General features: G+C 66.6%; 16 protein-coding genes. 7 read left to right on the forward strand and 9 right to left on the reverse strand.

The window, feature by feature from the left end; translation table 11 throughout:
* Positions 1-63 precede the first annotated feature (63 nt).
* The 8 genes from ACM0O9_RS15570 to ACM0O9_RS15605 all read right to left on the reverse strand — a co-directional run bounded on the left by ACM0O9_RS15570 (position 64) and on the right by ACM0O9_RS15605 (position 9562).
* Positions 64-552: a hypothetical protein gene (locus ACM0O9_RS15570; RefSeq protein WP_005415036.1), complete on the reverse strand. Its 489-nt coding sequence runs from the start codon at positions 550-552 to the stop codon at positions 64-66.
* Between the two features lie 31 nt (positions 553-583).
* Positions 584-1333, reverse strand: coding sequence for an HAD family hydrolase (locus tag ACM0O9_RS15575; RefSeq protein ID WP_414604274.1), 750 nt, complete (start codon positions 1331-1333; stop codon positions 584-586).
* An 84-nt stretch (positions 1334-1417) separates the two neighbouring features.
* Entirely contained in the window at positions 1418-1834 is a 417-nt protein-coding gene (locus tag ACM0O9_RS15580) for an EF-hand domain-containing protein (protein WP_005407824.1), read from the reverse strand.
* Positions 1835-2066: 232 nt separating this feature from the next.
* A complete protein-coding gene (locus ACM0O9_RS15585; protein ID WP_065186625.1) occupies positions 2067-2438 on the reverse strand; it encodes a hypothetical protein in 372 nt (123 codons plus the stop codon).
* 380 nt (positions 2439-2818) lie between these two features.
* A complete protein-coding gene (locus tag ACM0O9_RS15590; RefSeq protein WP_216655045.1) occupies positions 2819-3532 on the reverse strand; it encodes a M15 family metallopeptidase in 714 nt (237 codons plus the stop codon).
* Positions 3465-5051, reverse strand: a complete 1587-nt coding sequence (locus tag ACM0O9_RS15595; RefSeq protein WP_414604275.1) for a serine hydrolase domain-containing protein — start codon at positions 5049-5051, stop codon at positions 3465-3467. Before ACM0O9_RS15595 ends, ACM0O9_RS15590 begins: the two co-directional genes overlap by 68 nt.
* Positions 5039-8038: a TonB-dependent receptor gene (locus tag ACM0O9_RS15600; RefSeq protein WP_414604276.1), complete on the reverse strand. Its 3000-nt coding sequence runs from the start codon at positions 8036-8038 to the stop codon at positions 5039-5041. The genes ACM0O9_RS15595 and ACM0O9_RS15600 overlap by 13 nt, the downstream gene beginning before the upstream one ends.
* Before the next feature lie 51 nt (positions 8039-8089).
* Positions 8090-9562, reverse strand: coding sequence for a transglutaminase-like domain-containing protein (locus ACM0O9_RS15605; protein ID WP_065186622.1), 1473 nt, complete (start codon positions 9560-9562; stop codon positions 8090-8092).
* Between the two features lie 132 nt (positions 9563-9694).
* On the opposite strand from ACM0O9_RS15605, the gene ACM0O9_RS15610 reads away from it, so the two are divergent.
* From ACM0O9_RS15610 to ACM0O9_RS15635, 6 genes are all read left to right on the forward strand, one after another.
* The gene (locus ACM0O9_RS15610; protein ID WP_235646306.1) at positions 9695-11134 is read left to right on the forward strand and encodes an SH3 domain-containing protein; all 1440 of its coding nucleotides are present in this window, start codon (positions 9695-9697) and stop codon (positions 11132-11134) included.
* Complete coding sequence (locus ACM0O9_RS15615) at positions 11131-12225, forward strand: dipeptide epimerase (RefSeq protein WP_005415027.1); 1095 nt, start codon at positions 11131-11133, stop codon at positions 12223-12225. Before ACM0O9_RS15610 ends, ACM0O9_RS15615 begins: the two co-directional genes overlap by 4 nt.
* Before the next feature lie 358 nt (positions 12226-12583).
* Complete coding sequence (locus ACM0O9_RS15620) at positions 12584-13432, forward strand: MurR/RpiR family transcriptional regulator (RefSeq protein WP_414604277.1); 849 nt, start codon at positions 12584-12586, stop codon at positions 13430-13432.
* Positions 13433-13447: 15 nt separating this feature from the next.
* A complete protein-coding gene (locus ACM0O9_RS15625; protein WP_005415025.1) occupies positions 13448-14209 on the forward strand; it encodes a L,D-transpeptidase family protein in 762 nt (253 codons plus the stop codon).
* A complete protein-coding gene (locus tag ACM0O9_RS15630; protein ID WP_188239171.1) occupies positions 14206-15507 on the forward strand; it encodes an APC family permease in 1302 nt (433 codons plus the stop codon). Before ACM0O9_RS15625 ends, ACM0O9_RS15630 begins: the two co-directional genes overlap by 4 nt.
* Before the next feature lie 109 nt (positions 15508-15616).
* Positions 15617-15940: a hypothetical protein gene (locus ACM0O9_RS15635; RefSeq protein ID WP_414604278.1), complete on the forward strand. Its 324-nt coding sequence runs from the start codon at positions 15617-15619 to the stop codon at positions 15938-15940.
* Between the two features lie 100 nt (positions 15941-16040).
* On the opposite strand, the gene yiaA is transcribed toward ACM0O9_RS15635, so the two are convergent.
* Positions 16041-16493 carry an inner membrane protein YiaA gene (yiaA, locus tag ACM0O9_RS15640; RefSeq protein ID WP_014645710.1) on the reverse strand — a complete coding sequence of 151 codons (453 nt, stop codon included), beginning with the start codon at positions 16491-16493 and terminating at the stop codon, positions 16041-16043.
* Between the two features lie 169 nt (positions 16494-16662).
* Between yiaA and ACM0O9_RS15645 the strand changes: the two genes are divergently transcribed.
* On the forward strand, positions 16663-17829 hold the full coding sequence (locus tag ACM0O9_RS15645; protein WP_235649880.1) for a PQQ-dependent sugar dehydrogenase: 1167 nt from the start codon (positions 16663-16665) through the stop codon (positions 17827-17829).
* Positions 17830-17913: the final 84 nt, after the last annotated feature.

Consider the following 17913-nt stretch of genomic DNA (forward strand, 5'->3'; position numbering starts at 1 on the left):
CCGGCCGCTGGCCGGCAACCCCGGATGCCTGGAAAGGCTGCAATTGCCGGCCAGCGGCCGACCCTACCGCTTCAACTGGCGCTTCAGCGCGGCATCCAGGGTGATCGGCCGGTCCCAGTGCTGGTAGCTGGCCACGATGGCATGGCGCACAGCCCGGTAGTGCAGATTGTCCGGCTTGGTGGGCATGCGCTTGACCACCGCCTCCCAGCCGCCCTCCGGGTCCTGGCTGAAGGCACGCACGCTGTCGCGGCAGGTCTGGCCACTGGCCTTGGCCCAGAAGCAGGCGAAATAGATGTCTCCGGCCTGCCAGCCGTGGGTGGTGAACAGCGCGCTGATGTAGCCGCGCGGCACGTCGGCATAGCGCGACACTTCGTCGAGGAAGGCATCGGGGTAGCGTTCGGCGTAATGGTTGATGTCCTGCAGCTGGGCATCGACCCAGCTGTCGCCGGTGTCCACGTCGTAGGCGCTTGAGCGCTCGGCGGTCTGCTGGGCCAGCACGGTGGCCGGCGCCAGCAACAGGAACAACATCAGCGCGCGCAGTCGGTGGTTCATGCCCCGATTCTGCCGCAGCCGACGGGCCCTGTCAGGCCGCAGCGGCCTTGGTCTCGATCGCCGCCAGTGCGGCCGGCCAGTCGTGGGCGGTATCGGCAGTGACCATGCGCGGTTCGTCGTCGGCCACGCCATGCTGGGTCTCGTGGGCCCAGGTCACTGCGTACGGGGTATGCACGCCCCAGCCACCCAGGGTCACCACCGGCTCGATGTCCGAGCGCAGCGAGTTGCCGACCATCACGAAGCGCTGCATCGGCAGGTCGAATTCGGCCAGCACGCGGGCGTAGGTCTCCGGGTCCTTCTCGGAAACGATCTCGATGCGCGGGAACAGCTCGCCCAGGTTGGCGACCTTGATCTTCGCTTCCTGGTGGAACAGGTCGCCCTTGGTGATCAGCACCACCGGGTAGTGCTCGGCGATGGCCACCACCGCTTCGCGTACACCATCGATCAGCTCGACCGGGTGGCGCAGGGTGTCGTGGCCGATCTCCAGGATGCGCTGGATGTCCTTGGCCTCGATGCGCTGGCCGGTGATGTCGATGGCCGCTTCGATCATCGACAGGGTCATGCTCTTGACGCCGTAGCCGAAGGTGCCCAGGTGGCGCTGCTGCACTTCCAGCAGGTGGCGGGCGGTCTGGGTGTCATGCACGTCGACATAGCGCGACAGCAGGTCAAGGTAATCCTGCTCGGCCTTGCGGTAGTAGTCCTCGCTCTTCCACAGCGTATCGTCACCGTCAAAACCGACCAGGCCGATGGCGCGCGACGGCGCAGGCGTGGGTGTATTCATCGCGCAAGGATACAGGGGCCATGGTGACGAAAAAAACCCGGGCGGCCGAAACCGCCCGGGTTCCCATACGCCCCGACGCAGGACTTACCTGCCCTGTGCACCCTGCGCTGCGCCACCGGCGCCGGCCTGCTGGGCGGCCACGTAGGCCTTGTACTCATCGGCGCTCAGCTCGCCGTCCTTGTTGGTATCGGCCTGGTCGAACACCTGGGCCAGGCCGGCGTTCACCTGCGCCTCGGTCTTGCTGATGGTGCCGTTGCCATCGGTATCGATGCTGGCCCAGGTCTGGCCACCGCCATTGGCCTGTGCCGATGCCGCTGCGGCCGCATTGGTCGCCTGGTCGGCGGCCTGGCCGGCCTGTGCAGCCGCCTGCTGGGCCTGAGCGGCCTCGTTCTGTGCATGCGCGGCCTGCTGCTTGGCCGACTGGGCCATCGCCGGGATGGCCAGCACGCTGCCAGCGGCGACGATCAGGGCGATCAGGGGCTTGCGGTTGCGAATAGTCATCAGGGGTGTCTCCTGCCAATTGGGTGGTGTTGCGCGGCGTGTTGATTCCGCACGGCACCTACCCTGCCACCGCGTTTCTGAATCGATTTTGCGCCGCGACCGGCCCGCACACATGCGATTAACCACTCGCCTCCACGCATGCTTTAGCGCGGTGGTTAGGGTGAAGTGAGTGGCTCATAAGATGCGCATTCAGCGCCTCTGCATTTAACCGGCAGGCAACGAAAAACCTGCGTCAGTCGACGGTTTTTTCCGATGACCGCGAACTGAACAACACCCATGCAAGAGCAACACCGGCGAGCGCACCGGCGATTTCCAGCACCACACGGCTGCCAAGTTCGTTCGGATCGTGGATGGTGGCCAGGAAGATGCGCGCGTACAGCGGCGATTCCAGCCGCACGATGCCCATGTAGAACAGCTTCCACGCATCGATGCCGGCGGCGATGATCACGGCGATGACGCAGGACCAGCCGATCGCGTGCCCCATCGACCACCGCAGCAGGCGGCACAGCTGCGACCACAGGAAGTACACCAGCAGCCCAACCAGCATGGCGATGGCGCCGGCTTCCAGGGTACCGAGCAGGCCGAAGTGCAGGGGAAGGTTCATCGGATGGGCAACGGTGGGATGGCGGCCAGTGTAAGGGATCTGCTTCGGACCCAATCCGGCAGCCACGGTAGATCCACGCCGTGCGTGGATGAGTCTCCATCGAGATCGAATAATTCGACGATTGAACAAAGAGCAGCCGAGCATGAGCTCGGCCCTACAACGGACCGCGCGGGAAACTGTCAGAGGCTGGGCGGTGCCGGAGTGCGGGGTGTCAGCCGCATGGATGCGGCTGCCAAGCCTCCATGGACGGATTTACGGCGTCCCCGCACTCCGGCACCGCCCAGCCAACCCACGGAACGCACGCTGTTGCTGTTGCGTCTGATGTTGCCGGCCAGCGGCCGGCACTACCGCAGGTACAGGGCGCAGCCCTGCCGATACCCCTACCGTACCGGGACGTCGTACGCGGAGCCGGGATCCGGTTCCGGCTGGAACGTGTAGTGCCACCACTCCTGCGGATAGTTCACGAAGCCACGCCGTGCCATTGCCTGCACCAGTTGCCGCCGGTTTGCCTGCTGCGTCTCACTCAGCCCGCTCGTCTGCGTATGCGCACGTGGCCCGAAGAAGTCGAAGTCAGTGCCCATGTCCAACGGCGCACATGCACCGCTTCGGCAATCCAGCAGGCCCAGATCCACCGTGGCACCGCGGCTGTGGCCGGAGCGTTCGGCGATGTAGCCATCGGCCAGCAGGCGCGGCTTGTCCAGGTCCGGATACTGCTGTGCCTTGCGCGAGAGCTCGCGCGGATCGTTCACCCAGGCCATGAAGGCCTGCACCGAACGCACCGGCCGGTAGCAGTCGTAGAGGCGCAGGCCGAAGCCATCGGCGCGCAGGTCCTGTTCCACCTCGGCCAGCGCCTTCGCCACCGGCGCCAGCAGGTAGCACGAAGGCGCCTCGTAGCCGGGCACGCGCGCGCCGGTGAAGTTGTTGGCGCCCGCATAGCGGATGTCCAGGTCGATGCGCGGCGACAACGTACGGATCTCCACCAGCCCGGCGCTGGCCGCGTCGGTGGCCGGTGAAACGCGCGGTGGCTCAGCGGCGCTGGTGGTCGCTGCCAGGGCAATCGCCAGTACGAGTGAAATGCAGGTCCTGGAAGTCATAGCTGAAGTCGATGTCCGGATCGATGGCGCGCAGGTCCAGTGTCGGTGCCAGGCCTTCACCCGGCTGCAGCCACGCCTGCGCGTCTTCGCCCAGCGTATCCCAGCGCAGCAGCCAGCGCCCCTGCAGCTGCAGCACAGCCGCTTCCAGCCGGGGCGACTTGTCCACGCTGAAGCGCAGGCCGTCCTTGCCCGGGCACAGCGAGGCCGGCCCCAGCCACGGATCGGTGTAGCGGCCCTGCCAACGCGGCAGATCGGCGTCCGATGTCGGCCGTGCCTGCGACGTCGCCGGCCGCTGATGGCCGCCTGCCGCTCGCATGGCCTGGTCAGCCTTCAGTTCGGCCAGGTACGCCAGCGCCGGACGCGCCTCATCGGGGGCGGTGAAGCGCTTCAGTGCGGTCTGCATCAATGCGATGCGCGCATCCTCGCCTTCACCGTTGATCAGCATTACCACACCCACCTTGCGCTCAGGCAGCAGCGCCAGCGACGAGTACATGCCCGACAATGTGCCGGTGTGCGCCACCTTCCACTGCCCATCCATGTCCGACACGCGCCAGCCATAGCCGTAGCCGTAGAAATGCGCGTTGTCCCAACGCCGCTGGCGTTCACCCAGCGGCATCGGCATGTGCAGGGTCCACAGCGTACGGCGCTGCTCAGCATCCAACCAGCCAGGTGCCAGGCCGGGATCGAGCAGCACCTGCATCCAGCGCGTCATGTCCCGCAGCGAACAACGGATGCCGCCGGCGGCCATCGACGGCAGGTCCGGGCTGATCGCACCATCGGCGTTCACCACCGTATTGTGGTCGCCACGCCAGGCATGTGGCTGCGCCACGTTGCCGACCCGCTTCACCGACCACGTCCCCACTTGGCAGCGGGTCATGCCCAGCGGCTCGAACACCTGCTCGCGCATCAACTGGTCATACGGTTTGCCACCCGTCGCAGCGGCCAGTTCGCCGGCCACCACGTACATCAGGTTGTCGTAGGCGTAGCGGCTGCGGAAACTGCTGACCGGCTTCAGGTGCGCCAGCCCCGCGATGATGTCGGCACGGGTGAACGCGTTCGGCTCCGGCCACAGCATCAGGTCACCGGCGCCCAGGCCGAGACCGCTGTTGTGGATCAGCAGGTCGCGCACCTGCATCTGCTCGCCCACCCACGCATCGTGCATGCGGAAGCCCGGTAGATGCCGCCGCACCGGATCCTCCCAGCGCAGCTTGCCCTGCTGCACCAGCCGCGCCAGCAGCGCGGCGGTCATCGCCTTGCTGTTGGAGGCGATCTTGAACAGCGTGTCCTGGTCGATGCGGCCGCCGTCGCCGCGCGCGCCCTCGGCGTGGCGATAGACCACCTGCCCGTTGTCGACCACCGCGATGGCCAGCCCGGGCAGGTGCTCGTGCTGGACCACGGCGGCGACGTCGGCCTCGAGGGAGGCGGTCGCGCTGGTCTGCGCCGCCGCAACCGGAAACACCGCCAACACGGCCACGCAGATGCAGCGTCGAGCGTGCTGGGCGGGTCTCAGTAGGCCCATGTGACGGTCAGCTGCGCATAACGCGGCGACTGGAACCCGGTACCGTAGCGGTACAGCGGATTCGGCGTACCGATGCTGTCCTGCGGTTCGTAGTCCTGATCCACGGTCACCACGCGCTGCTGGTTGAGCACGTTGTACACCGCCAGCTTGAGACGCAGGTCGGTGGGGATCGGCACCTTGTACGACACGCTCACGTCCAGGTCGTAGGTCCACGGCGTGCGGCCATCGCCACCGCGCGGGGAATGCACGAACACGCGTTCGGAGGGCACCGTGGCCTGGCAGTTGGACACGCACACGTAGTAGCTGTGGAAATCGGTGGCGTCGAATGGATTACCGGCGCCGAAGCGCGTGATCGGGCTGCCCGACTGCACGCCCAGCGTAGCGGCTACGCTCAGGTTCTCGGTCAATGCATAGCTGCCACGGAACTTGAACTGGTGTCGGCGGTCGTTGGCCAGATAGCCGTAGCCGCGGTAGTTCACCCACGGATTGTCGAAGTTCTCGGTACGCCCGGCATCGGCGAAGTCGGTATCGGAGTTGACCGGGCCTTCTGCATTGCCGCGGCCGTATGCGAGGGTGTAGGACGCGTTGACGCCCCACTTGCCGTCCCAGGCCCGGTCGACTTGCAGCTCCAGTGCCTTGTAGTCACGCTTGGGCTTCACCCAGCCGCGCTGGCCGACGTAGTTGCCGTTGTCGTCGTACAGCGCCCAGCCTTCCTTCGACGTATCGATGCTGATCCAGCCATCGTTGCTGCCGTCACAGTTGGTGTCTCCCCACACGGTGTTGGTGCGGCCCGGATTGCCCATGATCCACACCCCGTCGATGGCACCACATTGCCCGGTCGCGGTGATGTTCATGTCATCGATGGCGTTGTGCAGCCGGCGATAGGTCACGCTGGCACCGACCGACCAGGCTTCGTTGATCATCTGCTGGAAGCCGAGGATCGCCTCGTCCTGGTACACCGGGTCCATGTCCCGGTTCACTTCTGCACGCAGGTCCGGCACGCTGCCGTCGCCCTGCGAGTTGTCCACCGGGCCGATCTGCGCGCCCAGGTTCGGGATGTTGTTGGCTGCGCCGCTGTAGCCGAGGAACTCATACCAGGTCCGCTCGTCGAGGAAGCCACCGGCCTGCTTGATGTTGATGACGTTGGCCACCGGCAGGAAGTAGCGGCCCAGGTTGCCGAAGACCTTGGTCGTGCCATCGCCGCGCACGTCCCAGGAGAAGCCCAGGCGCGGGGCCAGCATGTCGTCGATCTTGATGTAGCTGCTGCCATCGCCACCCTTGTTGTCAAAGGCTTCCAGGCGCAGACCCATGTTCAGCAGGAGGTTCGGCGTCACTTGCCAGTTGTCTTCCAGATAGTAGGCCGAGTTGATCGTCTCGAATGCACCCTCCACTTCATAGCGACGGGTGCGCGCCACCAGGCCGCTGGCCGGCACGACACCGCCGTTGAGCGAGCTGCCGGGCGTGCGGGCGTAGACGTCGTAGCGCAGGCCGCCCGGCCCGGGATAGGCGCGACTGTAGTCGGACGTGTTCTCCTCCCGATCCAGGCCGAAGCGAAGCAGGTGGTTGCCCAGCGTCCATTCGAAATCGGCGCGCGCGGCCTTGCGGGTGTCCAATGCGGATTCGAGCTGCGAACTGCTGGTGCAGCTGCGGTCACCCTGCAGCGAGGGCGGCACGCCCTGGCTGGCGGTTCGGTTGTCGAACACGCGGTTGCAGTTCTGGTCCATCAACGAGCTCTGCACGCGGTTGCGCTTGTTCTCGCCATACATCAGTTTCATGGTCAGGTCGTTGTTCACCTGCCAGCTGTAGGTGCCGGACCAGTTCTTGCCGCCCACCGTGTTGTAGATCTGGTTGCTGCGCTCGCCCACGGTCTGCCCAGTGGCGTAGTCGTAGGCGTAGACATCGGTGAGCGTCTTGCTCTTGTCCGAGAAACCGAACAGCGACAGCATCTGGTTGTCGGTGATCTGCCAGTCGATCTTGCCGCCCCAGAACGGATCATCAGCCTTGCCCTGGCTCAGGCGCGTACCGGCGTCGTTGGTCGAGGTCGGGCGGTAGTCGCGCGCCTCGTACATTCCGAAGAAGAACAGTCGATCCTGCACCAGCGCACCGGAAGCGAACACATTCAGCGCGCTGCGGCTGTAGTCGTCGCGGCTGGCGGTGATGTAGCGGCTGCCGTTGCCGTCGTAGCGGTCGCGGGCCTGCGACTGCCACGCGCGCGGCTCAAACACCAGCTCGGCACCGGCCTTGAAATCATTGCTGCCCGAGCGGGTCACCGCGTTGATGACACCGCCGGTGCTGCGCCCGAACTCCACCGAGTAGCCGCCGGTCTTGACCTGGAATTCCTGATAGAACGAGAACGGTACCGACGAGAAGCCGACCCGGTTGTAGAAGTCGGTGACGTTCAGGCCATTGATGTAGACGGTGTTCTCAGCCACCGACGAACCCCCGAAGGAAATGCCTTGTCCACCCAGCGAGCCCTTGCCCTTCACCGCACCCGGCGCCAGCAGCGCCACGGCGGTGATGTCACGGTCCACCGGCAGGCGCGAGAGTTCCTCGCGGGTGATGTTGGTGGCCGACTCGGTGGACTTCACATCCACCATCGACACCACCTGCGGTGCCCGCACTTCGACCGTGCCCAGTGTGCTGACCGCGCCGAGCGGCACGTTCACCGTAGTTGCGCTGCCGAGACTGACCGTTACCTGGCCGACACGGCTGGCGCCACCACCCGGCAAGCCGACCTCCATCTCATAGGTGCCCACCGGCAACAACGGAATACGGTAGCTGCCGTTGGCCTCGGCCTGCACGGAGCGCACGAAACCCGTTGCGGGATTGCGTACGGTCACCGTGGCACCAGCCGGAACCTGGCCGGCATCGCTGACCAGCCGACCGACCACCGAACCATCCTGTGCGAATGCGTTGGGCGCGATCACGCCCAGACACGCCCCAAGGGCGACGCACAACGCCGCCCGCTTGATGCTGTAAGCCTTCATCCCCTGCTCTCTCCTGCAAGAATTGAATGGTGTGGAATGCGATGTGTCGCGCTAGCGTTGCCTGGCTGGCAGTACCCGCCACTGGAAGTCGTAGCTCCATTGGTCGAAGTACAGGTTGCCGCCTGCCCACTCGGCCTCGCCGCGCTGCGAGTCGACCGTTTCCGAGCGGAAGTGCTGCTTGGCCGGCACGAAGGGCTGGCCGAAATCGTCGTTGAAGGCGATGCGGTAGCCATCGAGGCCACCCAGATAGAAGTCACGGAGGGCCGGCACATCACTGGCCAGTGCGCCGGTGGTCACGTCCATCGGCAGCCAGCCATACGGCGCCAGGTAGACCTGCGCCCAATCATGCAGGTTGTTGTAGCCGCTGCCGTCGCCGGAGAACACCATGCCCGACTGCCAGCGTGCAGGAATACCGTTCATGCGCAGCAGCGCGATCAGCAGCAGGGTCTGCTGCCCGCAGTCGGCATGGCCGGCCCGCAGCGCGTAATCGCTGATGTTGCTGAGCGTGGAATATTCGCGCGCACCGGCCCACGGAATGCGGTCGACCGCGGCAAACAGCCTGCGCAGCACTTCATACGGGCGCGTCTCGCCCTGCAGCACCTGGTCGGAGAACAGCTTCAGCGCCGGGGTGAAGCGCACATGCGGCAGCTGCTCGGCCAGGTAGGGCTTCAGGGCCGGGTCGGCCGGGGTCGGTTGCACTACGGCCGGGTTGATCGCGGTATGCCGGGCGAAGATCGTGACCGCGTAGCGGATCTCGAAGCGGGTTGGCCGCCCGGCAACCGCTTTGGCTTCGAGGTAGGCGGTGCGCTGCTGGGTATGTGCCGGAGCCACGCGCGCCTTGCCCGGGGTGCTGCCCAGCCATTGCACCTGCTCCTGCTGGCCGGGGATCTCGCGCGGGTACGGAATCCACGCGCGGATCGTTTCACCGGCGGGCACCACATCGGCTTTCACCGTGAGCGACTGGGTGAATTCATAGCGCTGCGGCAGAACCGACGCCTGGCCACTCTGTTCGGCCGCAGCAACCACGCCTGCGTGGTGGGCATTGAGCACTTCGTTGGGGCCCGGAGGCGGCATCGGTGCATCCGCGCGGCGACGCGCGCGTGCTTCGTCGCTGAGCAGGAACAGGTTCGAGGGTGCGCGCTTGAAGTACCAACGCTCGCCATCGATATCGAGATGCTCGATCAGGCCAAGCTGGTCCCAGCGCGCGAATTCCTCGTCGGTCAGATCGGGAATGCCGCGCCGTACGGCGTCCTTGGCGGCGTTTTCGTCGAGGGCGAAATCCAGGCGGATGCGGCGCATGCGCTCGCGCTGGAACGCTTCGTCAGTGGCGGCGGGTGTAGTGGCCAGCAGCGCGTCGGCGTCGCGGAAACGGCCGCTGTCGATCAGGTCGATCACCTGCGCCTGACGCGCCTGCTGCTGGCTGCTGCGCTCGCCTGCTGCGTGCGTGGCCGACACCCACAGCAGCAACACGGCACCCAGGCCGGCGGCGGCAGTCAGACGCGGTTTGCGAACGGCAGGATCCACAGCGACACTTCCCCAGCGCGGGTGGTAACGGCTGTGTAACACGGGCCGGGATGTTGGTCAATAATTTATTCTTGCTTTCGGGGCCAAAAGGAATAAATATTCCAACAGGCATTCGAGGAGGGTGTGCACCGCATGAGCCTGGCTTTCCGCGAACGGCACCGGCATTGGCCGCGCCGCTTGGCCCTGGCCCTGTGCCTGCTGGCCGCCCCGGCCTTTGCACAGGCGGCCCCACCGCCCGACCCGGGTGCGCCGCTGCCCTATGTGATCGGCCTGCACGAGGCCTATCTGACCCCGCAGTACTGGGCCGCGCGCTTGGACAACGCCGACGCGCCGATTCTGGATCGCGCGCAGATCGAAGCACAGAACGCGCGGATGCGGGCGCAGGACAGCCACATCCAGGACATCGCCACACTGCCCGCCCAGCTTGATGCGGCGACGGTTCGCGCCAGCATCACCGCGCTGTCGAGCTGGCCCACCCGCGCCCTCTACAACGACAAGGGCCAGGCGATCGCACCCGCGCTGCGCAGCACTATCGAAGCCAACCTCGGCCTCGATGCGATTCCCACACAGGTGGCACCGCAGTATGGGCTGGTGGTGAAGCGTGCGGCGCTGCGCACCTTCCCCACCCGCGAGCGCGTCTTCAGCACCGTCGGTGACACCGACATCGACCGCTTCCAGGAATCGGCACTGTTCCCCGGCGACAAGGTGGCCGTGGTCCATCGCAGTACCGATGGCCGTTGGCTGTTCGTGCACAGCGAGCGCTACAGCGCGTGGATCGAAGCCGACGCCATCGCCAGCGGCGACAAGGCCACGGTGCTCGGCTACGGCGCGAAGGGACCGTACCGGATCGTCACCGGCGCCACCGCGCAGACCGCCCATACCCCGGAGGAGCCGCGCGTCTCGCGCCTGCAGCTGGACATGGGCGTGCGCCTGCCGGTGCTGGCCGACTGGCCCGCGTCAGAGCCGGTGAACGGCCAGCAGGCCCACGCCTCGTGGGTGGTGCAGTTGCCGGTACGCGAGGCCGATGGCCGATTGAAGCTGGTGCCGGCGCTGCTGCCGCGCTCGCAGGACACCGCCGCCGATTACCTGCCGCTGACCCCGCGCCTGTTGCTGCAGCAGGGCTTCAAGTTCCTCGGCGAACGCTACGGCTGGGGCCACGACTACGACACCCGCGACTGCAGCGGTTTCGTCTCCGAGATCTACCGCAGCTTTGGCGTGCTGCTGCCGCGCAATACCAGCGCGCAGGCGGTCAGTCCGGCGCTGGACCGCCTGCCGTTCACCGGCAAGGACGGCAAGGCGGTGCGCGACCGTGCCGTAGCCAGCCTGCAGGTGGGCGACCTGGTCTACATTCCCGGTCATGTGATGATGGCCATCGGCCACGTCGACGGCCGCACCTGGGTCATCCACGATACGGCGGGCGGCAGCTGGTTCGGTACCGACGGCAAACGCGTGCAGGCCCATCTCAATGGTGTTTCGGTCACGCCGCTGGAGCCGATGATGGCCAGCGACACCGTCCGCTACATCGACCGCATCACCAACATCCAGCGCCTGCGGGCCAAGACTCCTGAATGAAGATCACCGCCATCGAACTGGGCATGCTGCGCGTGCCGTTGAAGACACCGTTCAAGACCGCGCTGCGCACGGTGGAGACCGTGGAAGACGTGGTGGTGCTGATCCGCACCGACAGCGGCAACACCGGCTATGGTGAAGCCCCGGCCACCGCAGTGATCACCGGCGATACGCACGGCTCGATCATCGAAGCGATCCGCCACTTCATCGCCCCGCGCCTGATCGGCCAGGACGTGGTCAACCTCAACCACCTGTGCACGCTGGTGCAGACCGCGATGGAGCGCAACACCAGCGCCAAGGCCGCGGTGGAGATCGCGCTGTACGACCTGTGGGCGCAGCTGCACGGTGCCCCGCTGTACCAGATGCTCGGTGGCGGCGACCCGGTGATCACCACTGACATCACCATCAGCGTGGACTACATCGACAAGATGGTGGCCGATTCGTTGTCGGCGATCGAACGCGGCTTCGAGTCGTTGAAGATCAAGGTCGGCAAGGACATCGGACTGGACATCGAACGGGTCAAGGCAATCCACGCCGCCGTGGAGGGCCGCGCCCTGCTGCGCCTGGACGCCAACCAGGGCTGGACCGCCAAGCAGGCGGTGCATGCGATGCGCACGCTGGAGGAAGCCGGCGTGGTACTGGAGCTGCTGGAGCAGCCGGTGAAGGCCGCCGACATCAGCGGCCTGAAGTACGTCACCGACCGCGTCAACACGCCGGTCATGGCCGACGAGAGCGTGTTCAGCCCCAGCCAGGTGATGGACCTGATCCAGCAGCGCGCGGCCGACATCATCAACATCAAGCTGATGAAGACCGGCGGCCTGTCCAACGCGATCCGCATCGCCGACATCGCCGGCATCTACGGCGTGCCGTGCATGATCGGCTGCATGATCGAATCGAGCATCAGCGTGGCCGCGGCCGTGCACCTGGCCGTGGCCAAGAGCGATGTGATCACCAAGGTCGACCTCGACGGTCCCTCGCTGGGCCAGTTCGATCCGGTCAGCGGCGGCGTGCATTTCAACGAATCGGAGATCAGCATCAGCGACGTGCCGGGGCTGGGTATCACCGAAGTGCGTGGGCTGGAGATGCTGGGGTGATTTCTGCCTTGCGGTTGGCCTGGCGTGCCACTGACGTTGGGTCGGGCGTTACTTTTCTTTTCGCGAAAAGAAAAGTAACCAAAAGAAACGCTCCGCCGACCGCGAGCCGGTGCTACGCACCGGTTCCCTGCGCTCCTCGGCCCGTCGAGGGACGGCGCGGGAACTCGCTACGCTCGGACACCCGCGCCTCTTCGCCCTCGCCGGACCTGCGGTGCTCGGCTCGCTTGAAGGCGGACTCAACTTCAAAAGCAACAACTGCGCTCCGTAACCTCTTCGAGGCTGGAACCCGCTCGACCCATTCCATGACACGCTCTACGCTGCCAGCCGCAACGCGCCTACACATGCCCGGACGCCCCGCATGCCGCCCCTGCTGAAGATCCGCACCGAGCGCGGGCAGATGTCTGCCATCGAGCGCCGCATCGCCGACTTCATCCTCGACAACGCCCACCTGCTGCGCGACTACTCATCGCAGCAGCTGGCCAGTGCGCTGGGCATCAGCCAGTCCAGCGTGGTGAAGTTCAGCCAGAAGCTCGGCTTCAAGGGCTACCCGGACCTGAAGTACTCGATCGGCCAGTACGTGGCCCGCGCCGGTGCCGATCCACAACAGGTGCCCAGCGAACCCGACAGCGGCGATGACTACCTGCGCCTGGGCGAGGCCCTGCGCCGCAGCAAGGCGCAGGCCGAGGAGGAAACACGCCAGGCCAATCCACGCGAGGAGATCGAGCGCATCGTGCAGCTGCTCGACGGCGCACCCAAGCTGTTCGTCCATGGCCTGGGTGACGACGGCCTGTTCGCCCGCGAGTTCGCCATGCGGCTGTCGCTGCTCGGCCTGCTGGTCGTGCCGCACACCGACCCGATCCTGATGCTGGCCAACCTGTCGGCCGCACGCCCCGGCGATGTGCTGCTGGTGTTCTCCGAATTCGGCAACCTGCCGCAGCTTTCGCAGCTGTCGCGGCAGTTCCAGGACATGGGTGGCAAGGTGATTTCCATTACCCGCCACACTGCCAACCCGCTGCGCGCGCATGCTGATGCGGCACTGGCGGTCTGCGCGCACGACCGCACGCCGCAGGTCGCGCAGCTGCTGTACCGTAGCGCCATGCACGCCCTGCTCGATTTCTTGTTCGTGCTGCTCTGCCACACCAATCCGGACCGCCAGCAGCAGCTGGCGGTGAACCTGGAGCGGATCGACCACCTGCTGGATTCCTGACCGGAGCACCTGTTGATGAAATCGCTGGTTCGCCTCGCTACCGCTGCGCTGCTGCTTGCTGCGACGGTGTCCGTTCACGCGGCGCCGCTGGATGGCGCGCGCCAGCTGATCGTGGTCACCAGCGATGGCTGGGACAGTACCCAAGGGCAGCTGCAGGCCTATGTGCGCGATGGCAAGGGCTGGCACACGCACGGACAGGCGTTCCCGGTGGCGCTCGGCCGTACCGGCAGCGCCTGGGGCCTGGGCCTGCATCCGGCACAGGCCGATGGCCCGCAGAAGCAGGAAGGAGACGGTCGCAGCCCGGCCGGCATATTCGCGCTCGGCAGTGCGTTCGGCTATGCCGTCACACGCCCCGGCACCGCAATGCCTTACCAGCCGATGCTGGACAGCAGCTACTGCATGGACGTGCCCGGTTCGCCGTTCTACAACCGCATCGTCGATGAGAAGAAAGTCGGCAGTGCAGCGATCAAGGGCTCCACCGAGCCGATGCGGCTGGATCTGCACAACAAGGGCGACGTGCGCTACCGGGAGGGCTTCGTCATCGCCCACAACCCGGACAACCAGCCCGGCAAGGGCAGCTGCATCTTCGCCCATCTGTGGCGCACGCCCGGGGAGGCCACCGCCGGCTGTACCGCCATGCCACAAGCGCGCATGCAGGCGCTGCTGGACTGGCTGCGGCCGCAGGATACGCCGCGCTTCGTGCTGCTGCCGCGCACCGAGTACCAGCGACTGCAGGTGCAGTGGCAGCTGCCCGCGCTGAGCGGAGACGCCCGTTGAGCGCGCCGGACGAACCACAGCTGCAGCGCGCGGTCAGCCGCTGGCAGATCGTCGGCCTGTCGATCAACGATGTGATCGGTAGCGGTATCTACCTGCTGCCGGCCGCCACCGTTGCCCTGCTCGGCCCCTTCAGCCTGTGGGGCGTGGTCGCCGCTGGCATCGTCGTCGCGCTGCTGGTGCTGTGCTACGCGCAGGCCGCCAGCTACTTCGATGAACCCGGTGGCAGCTACCTCTACGCACGCGAGGCCTTCGGCCGCTTCGCAGGGTTCGAGATCGGCTGGATGATCTGGCTGACCCGCATCAGCTCGGCGGCCGCATTGAGCAACGCGCTGGCCGATGCGGTCGCGCGCTTCTGGCCGTGGGCCGGCGCCGGCATGGGTCGCATCGCGGTGATCGTGGTGTCGCTGGGCTTCCTGACCGGCGTCAACATCATCGGCGTGCGCTCGGCCGCGCGCACCGGCGTGGTGCTGGTGATCGGCAAGATGCTGCCGCTGCTGCTGTTCGTGGCCATCGGCGCGTTCTATATCGATCCACAGCTGGCCTTCTCCGGCCAGCGCCCGGACCCGCATGACCTGCAACGGATGGGCGAGGCCGCCCTGCTGCTGCTGTACGCCTACGCCGGCTTCGAGAACATCCCGGCCGCGGCCGGCGAGTACCGCAATCCACGCCGCGATATTCCGTTCGCGCTGATCACCATGATCATCACTGTCACCGTCATCTATGGCGCGGTGCAGGTGGTGGCGCAGGGTACGCTGGCCGGCCTGGCCAGCTCGGCCACGCCGCTGGCCGACGCCGCAGCCGGTTTCGGCGGCGAGGCCCTGGCACTGATCCTCACCATCGGCGCGACCATCTCCATCCTGGGTACCAACAGCAACACGATGATGATGGGCCCGCGATTCCTGTTCGCACTGGCCCGCGATGGTTACGGCCCGAAGATCCTGGCGCAGGTGCATCCGCGCTTCCATACGCCGGCCGCATCGATCCTGTGCCAGGGCCTGATCGCGCTCGGACTGGCGCTGTCCGGTTCGTTCGTGCAGCTCGCCCTGCTGTCGATGACCACGCGCCTGTTCGCCTACATCGGCACCGCTGCCGCCGTCCTGGTGCTGGCCAAGCGCTACGCGGATCGCCCAGGCGCGTTGAAGCTGCCCGGTGGCCCGCTGATTCCGGTACTGGCGCTGCTGCTGTGCCTGGCCCTGTTCGCCAGTGCCAGCTGGCAGAACATCGCCGCTGCACTGGTCGCGTTCGTCATTGGCGCGGTGATCTACACGCTGCCGCGCAAGGATGCGGACGCCGGGTGAACGGAGCGCCGGGCCATGCCCGGCGGATTGATCTGGCGATCACGCTGTCGGACCGGACCGTTAACCGCCACGCAGGCACGATCAGGCTTCGTCCACAACGGAGCCTTCCATGACCGAGTACCAGATTCCCGGCCGCGTACCGGACGACAGCACGCCACGCGACGCGGTCAGCGACTATTGGCGCGAGCGCTACACCGCCGAGCCGTACTACGACGACCAACTGTTCTTCGAGGACTACGAGCCGGCCTACCGGATCGGCCATGCCGCGCGCGCGCAGGACATGATCCGCGCCTACGAGGAAGTGGAGCGCGAACTGGAATCGCGCTGGGCCAGCGAACGTGGCCGCAGTCGCCTGGACTGGGCGCAGGCACGCAACGCCGTGCGCCGTGGCTGGGAAGAAGCGCAGCTGGCGGATCCGCGCTTGAAGCGATAGCCCCAGGCTGCTGTAGAGCCGAGCCTACGCTCGGCTCTCGCCCCACGTTTAGGGTCGAGCCATGCTCGGCTGAGCCGAGCATGGGTTCGGCGCTACCGAATCATTCCTGTTCCGGCAGCGGCGGCACGATCGCGCTGCGCTTGCTCTCGCCACCACCGGCGGCGATCAGGTCGCGGGTGTTCTTCTGCACAGCCACCGCACCGAACAACGACAAGGCATACGCCATGCCGTAGAAGCCCTTCTCGCTGGGTGCCAGCGTGGCGTTCCACAGGCCGACCAGCAGCAGCATCAGCGCCGACAACAACGCGAACCAGCACAGCGCGTAATACAGGCCGCTGACCGGAATGCCTTCGACTCGGTCGCGGACGCTCTTCTGCAGCGACACCGCCGCGAACAGGCCGAACAGCAGCAGGGTCAGGTAGTAGCCCTTCTCGTTGAGCGCCATCGTGGCATTGAACAGGCCGATCAGGTACGCCGCCGCACCCAGCAGCAGGGCCACCCACGAGGCGGCGATGAAGGCGGTGGAGGGCTTGTGAGGCATGGCAGTATTCATTGCAGGTCCTTGGCAGGCAGACGGGCATGCTTTGCCCGGGCGTGCCCACCCTAGACGATCCCGCCGCTGCCGCACAGGGGGGCGCAGGACCTTCGGGCCACGACGGTAACGGCTGCGGTGGTATACAAGGGGCAGCCCGGCCATCCGCATCCCCGCCCTGGAGATACCCATGACCCGTACGCCCCTGCTGCTCGCCCTCGGCCTCGTGCCGATCCTCGCCACCTCCGCCTGCAACGCCGCCGATCCGGCTTCGGGTACCGCCCAGGCCACAGCGCCTGCAGCCACCGCCACCGACCAGCGCCCGTTCACCGCCACCGCAGTCAGCCGCTTCGACCAGCCCTGGGCGATGACCTTCCTGCCCGACGGCAGCCTGCTGGTCACCGAAAAGCGCGGCACGCTGCAGCACCTGGACCCGGCCAACGGGCAGAAGCACGAAATCACCGGCGTTCCCAAGGTCGCCTATGGTGGCCAGGGTGGCTTCGGCGACATCATCCTGCACCCGGACTTCGCCCGGAATCATGTTGTTTACGTCAGCTACGCCGAGGAAGGCACGCTCGACACCCGCGGTGCCGCGGTGGCCCGGGCCACGCTGGCACTGGATGCCGACGGGGGTGGCCAGCTGAAGGACCTGAAAGTGATCTGGCGGCAGAGCCCCAAGGTCAGCGGCGAGGGCCACTACGGGCATCGTCTCGCGTTCGGCCCGGACGGCAAGCTGTGGATCAGTTCCAGCGAGCGCCAGAAGTTCGATCCGGCCCAGGACATGGGCGGCAACCTCGGCAAGATCATCCGCCTCAACGACGATGGCAGCCTGCCCGCCGACAACCCGTTCGCCTCACAGGGCGGGGTTGCCGCACAGGTGTGGTCGCTGGGCCATCGCAACATCCTGGGCATGGCCTTCGACGCCAACGGCAAGCTGTGGGCGCATGAGATGGGACCCGCCGGTGGCGACGAGTTGAACCTGATCGTGCGTGGCGCCAACTACGGCTACCCGATCGTTTCCAACGGTAACCACTACGACGGCCGTCCGATTCCCGACCACGACACCCGCCCGGAATTCGCCGCCCCGAAGGTGACCTGGACGCCGGTGATCTCGCCGGCCGGCTTCGTGATCTACAGCGGCAGCCTGTTCCCGCAGTGGAAGGGCAGCGGCTTCATCGGCGGCCTGTCGTCCACCTCGCTGGTGCGCGTGGCCTTTGATGGCGACAGCGCGCGCGAAGCCGAACGCTTCAACATGGGCGAGCGCATCCGCGAAGTGGAACAGGGCCCGGATGGCGCCCTGTGGCTGCTGGAAGACGGCAGCAAGGCGCGCCTGCTGAAGCTCACCCCGAAGACCTGATGCCCCGGTAGTGCCGGCCGCTGGCCGGCACCTGGATCCTTCCGGCATCCGGCGGTTGCCGGCACCTGGATCCTTCCGGCAACC

Origin of the sequence: Stenotrophomonas sp. FR012 (assembly GCF_047520565.2) — a bacterium.
In the GTDB taxonomy this organism is placed as follows: domain Bacteria; phylum Pseudomonadota; class Gammaproteobacteria; order Xanthomonadales; family Xanthomonadaceae; genus Stenotrophomonas; species Stenotrophomonas sepilia.

Excerpts from the sequence above, each read along its gene's own strand:
- ACM0O9_RS15570 (WP_005415036.1), bottom strand. The coding sequence starts at position 552 with ATGAACCACCGACTGCGCGCGCTGATGTTGTTCCTGTTGCTGGCGCCG.
- ACM0O9_RS15575 (WP_414604274.1), bottom strand. The coding sequence starts at position 1,333 with ATGAATACACCCACGCCTGCGCCGTCGCGCGCCATCGGCCTGGTCGGT.
- ACM0O9_RS15580 (WP_005407824.1), bottom strand. The coding sequence starts at position 1,834 with ATGACTATTCGCAACCGCAAGCCCCTGATCGCCCTGATCGTCGCCGCT.
- ACM0O9_RS15585 (WP_065186625.1), bottom strand. The coding sequence starts at position 2,438 with ATGAACCTTCCCCTGCACTTCGGCCTGCTCGGTACCCTGGAAGCCGGC.
- ACM0O9_RS15590 (WP_216655045.1), bottom strand. The coding sequence starts at position 3,532 with ATGACTTCCAGGACCTGCATTTCACTCGTACTGGCGATTGCCCTGGCA.
- ACM0O9_RS15595 (WP_414604275.1), bottom strand. The coding sequence starts at position 5,051 with ATGGGCCTACTGAGACCCGCCCAGCACGCTCGACGCTGCATCTGCGTG.
- ACM0O9_RS15600 (WP_414604276.1), bottom strand. The coding sequence starts at position 8,038 with ATGAAGGCTTACAGCATCAAGCGGGCGGCGTTGTGCGTCGCCCTTGGG.
- ACM0O9_RS15610 (WP_235646306.1), top strand. The coding sequence starts at position 9,695 with ATGAGCCTGGCTTTCCGCGAACGGCACCGGCATTGGCCGCGCCGCTTG.
- ACM0O9_RS15615 (WP_005415027.1), top strand. The coding sequence starts at position 11,131 with ATGAAGATCACCGCCATCGAACTGGGCATGCTGCGCGTGCCGTTGAAG.
- ACM0O9_RS15620 (WP_414604277.1), top strand. The coding sequence starts at position 12,584 with ATGCCGCCCCTGCTGAAGATCCGCACCGAGCGCGGGCAGATGTCTGCC.
- ACM0O9_RS15625 (WP_005415025.1), top strand. The coding sequence starts at position 13,448 with ATGAAATCGCTGGTTCGCCTCGCTACCGCTGCGCTGCTGCTTGCTGCG.
- ACM0O9_RS15635 (WP_414604278.1), top strand. The coding sequence starts at position 15,617 with ATGACCGAGTACCAGATTCCCGGCCGCGTACCGGACGACAGCACGCCA.
- yiaA (WP_014645710.1), bottom strand. The coding sequence starts at position 16,493 with ATGAATACTGCCATGCCTCACAAGCCCTCCACCGCCTTCATCGCCGCC.
- ACM0O9_RS15645 (WP_235649880.1), top strand. The coding sequence starts at position 16,663 with ATGACCCGTACGCCCCTGCTGCTCGCCCTCGGCCTCGTGCCGATCCTC.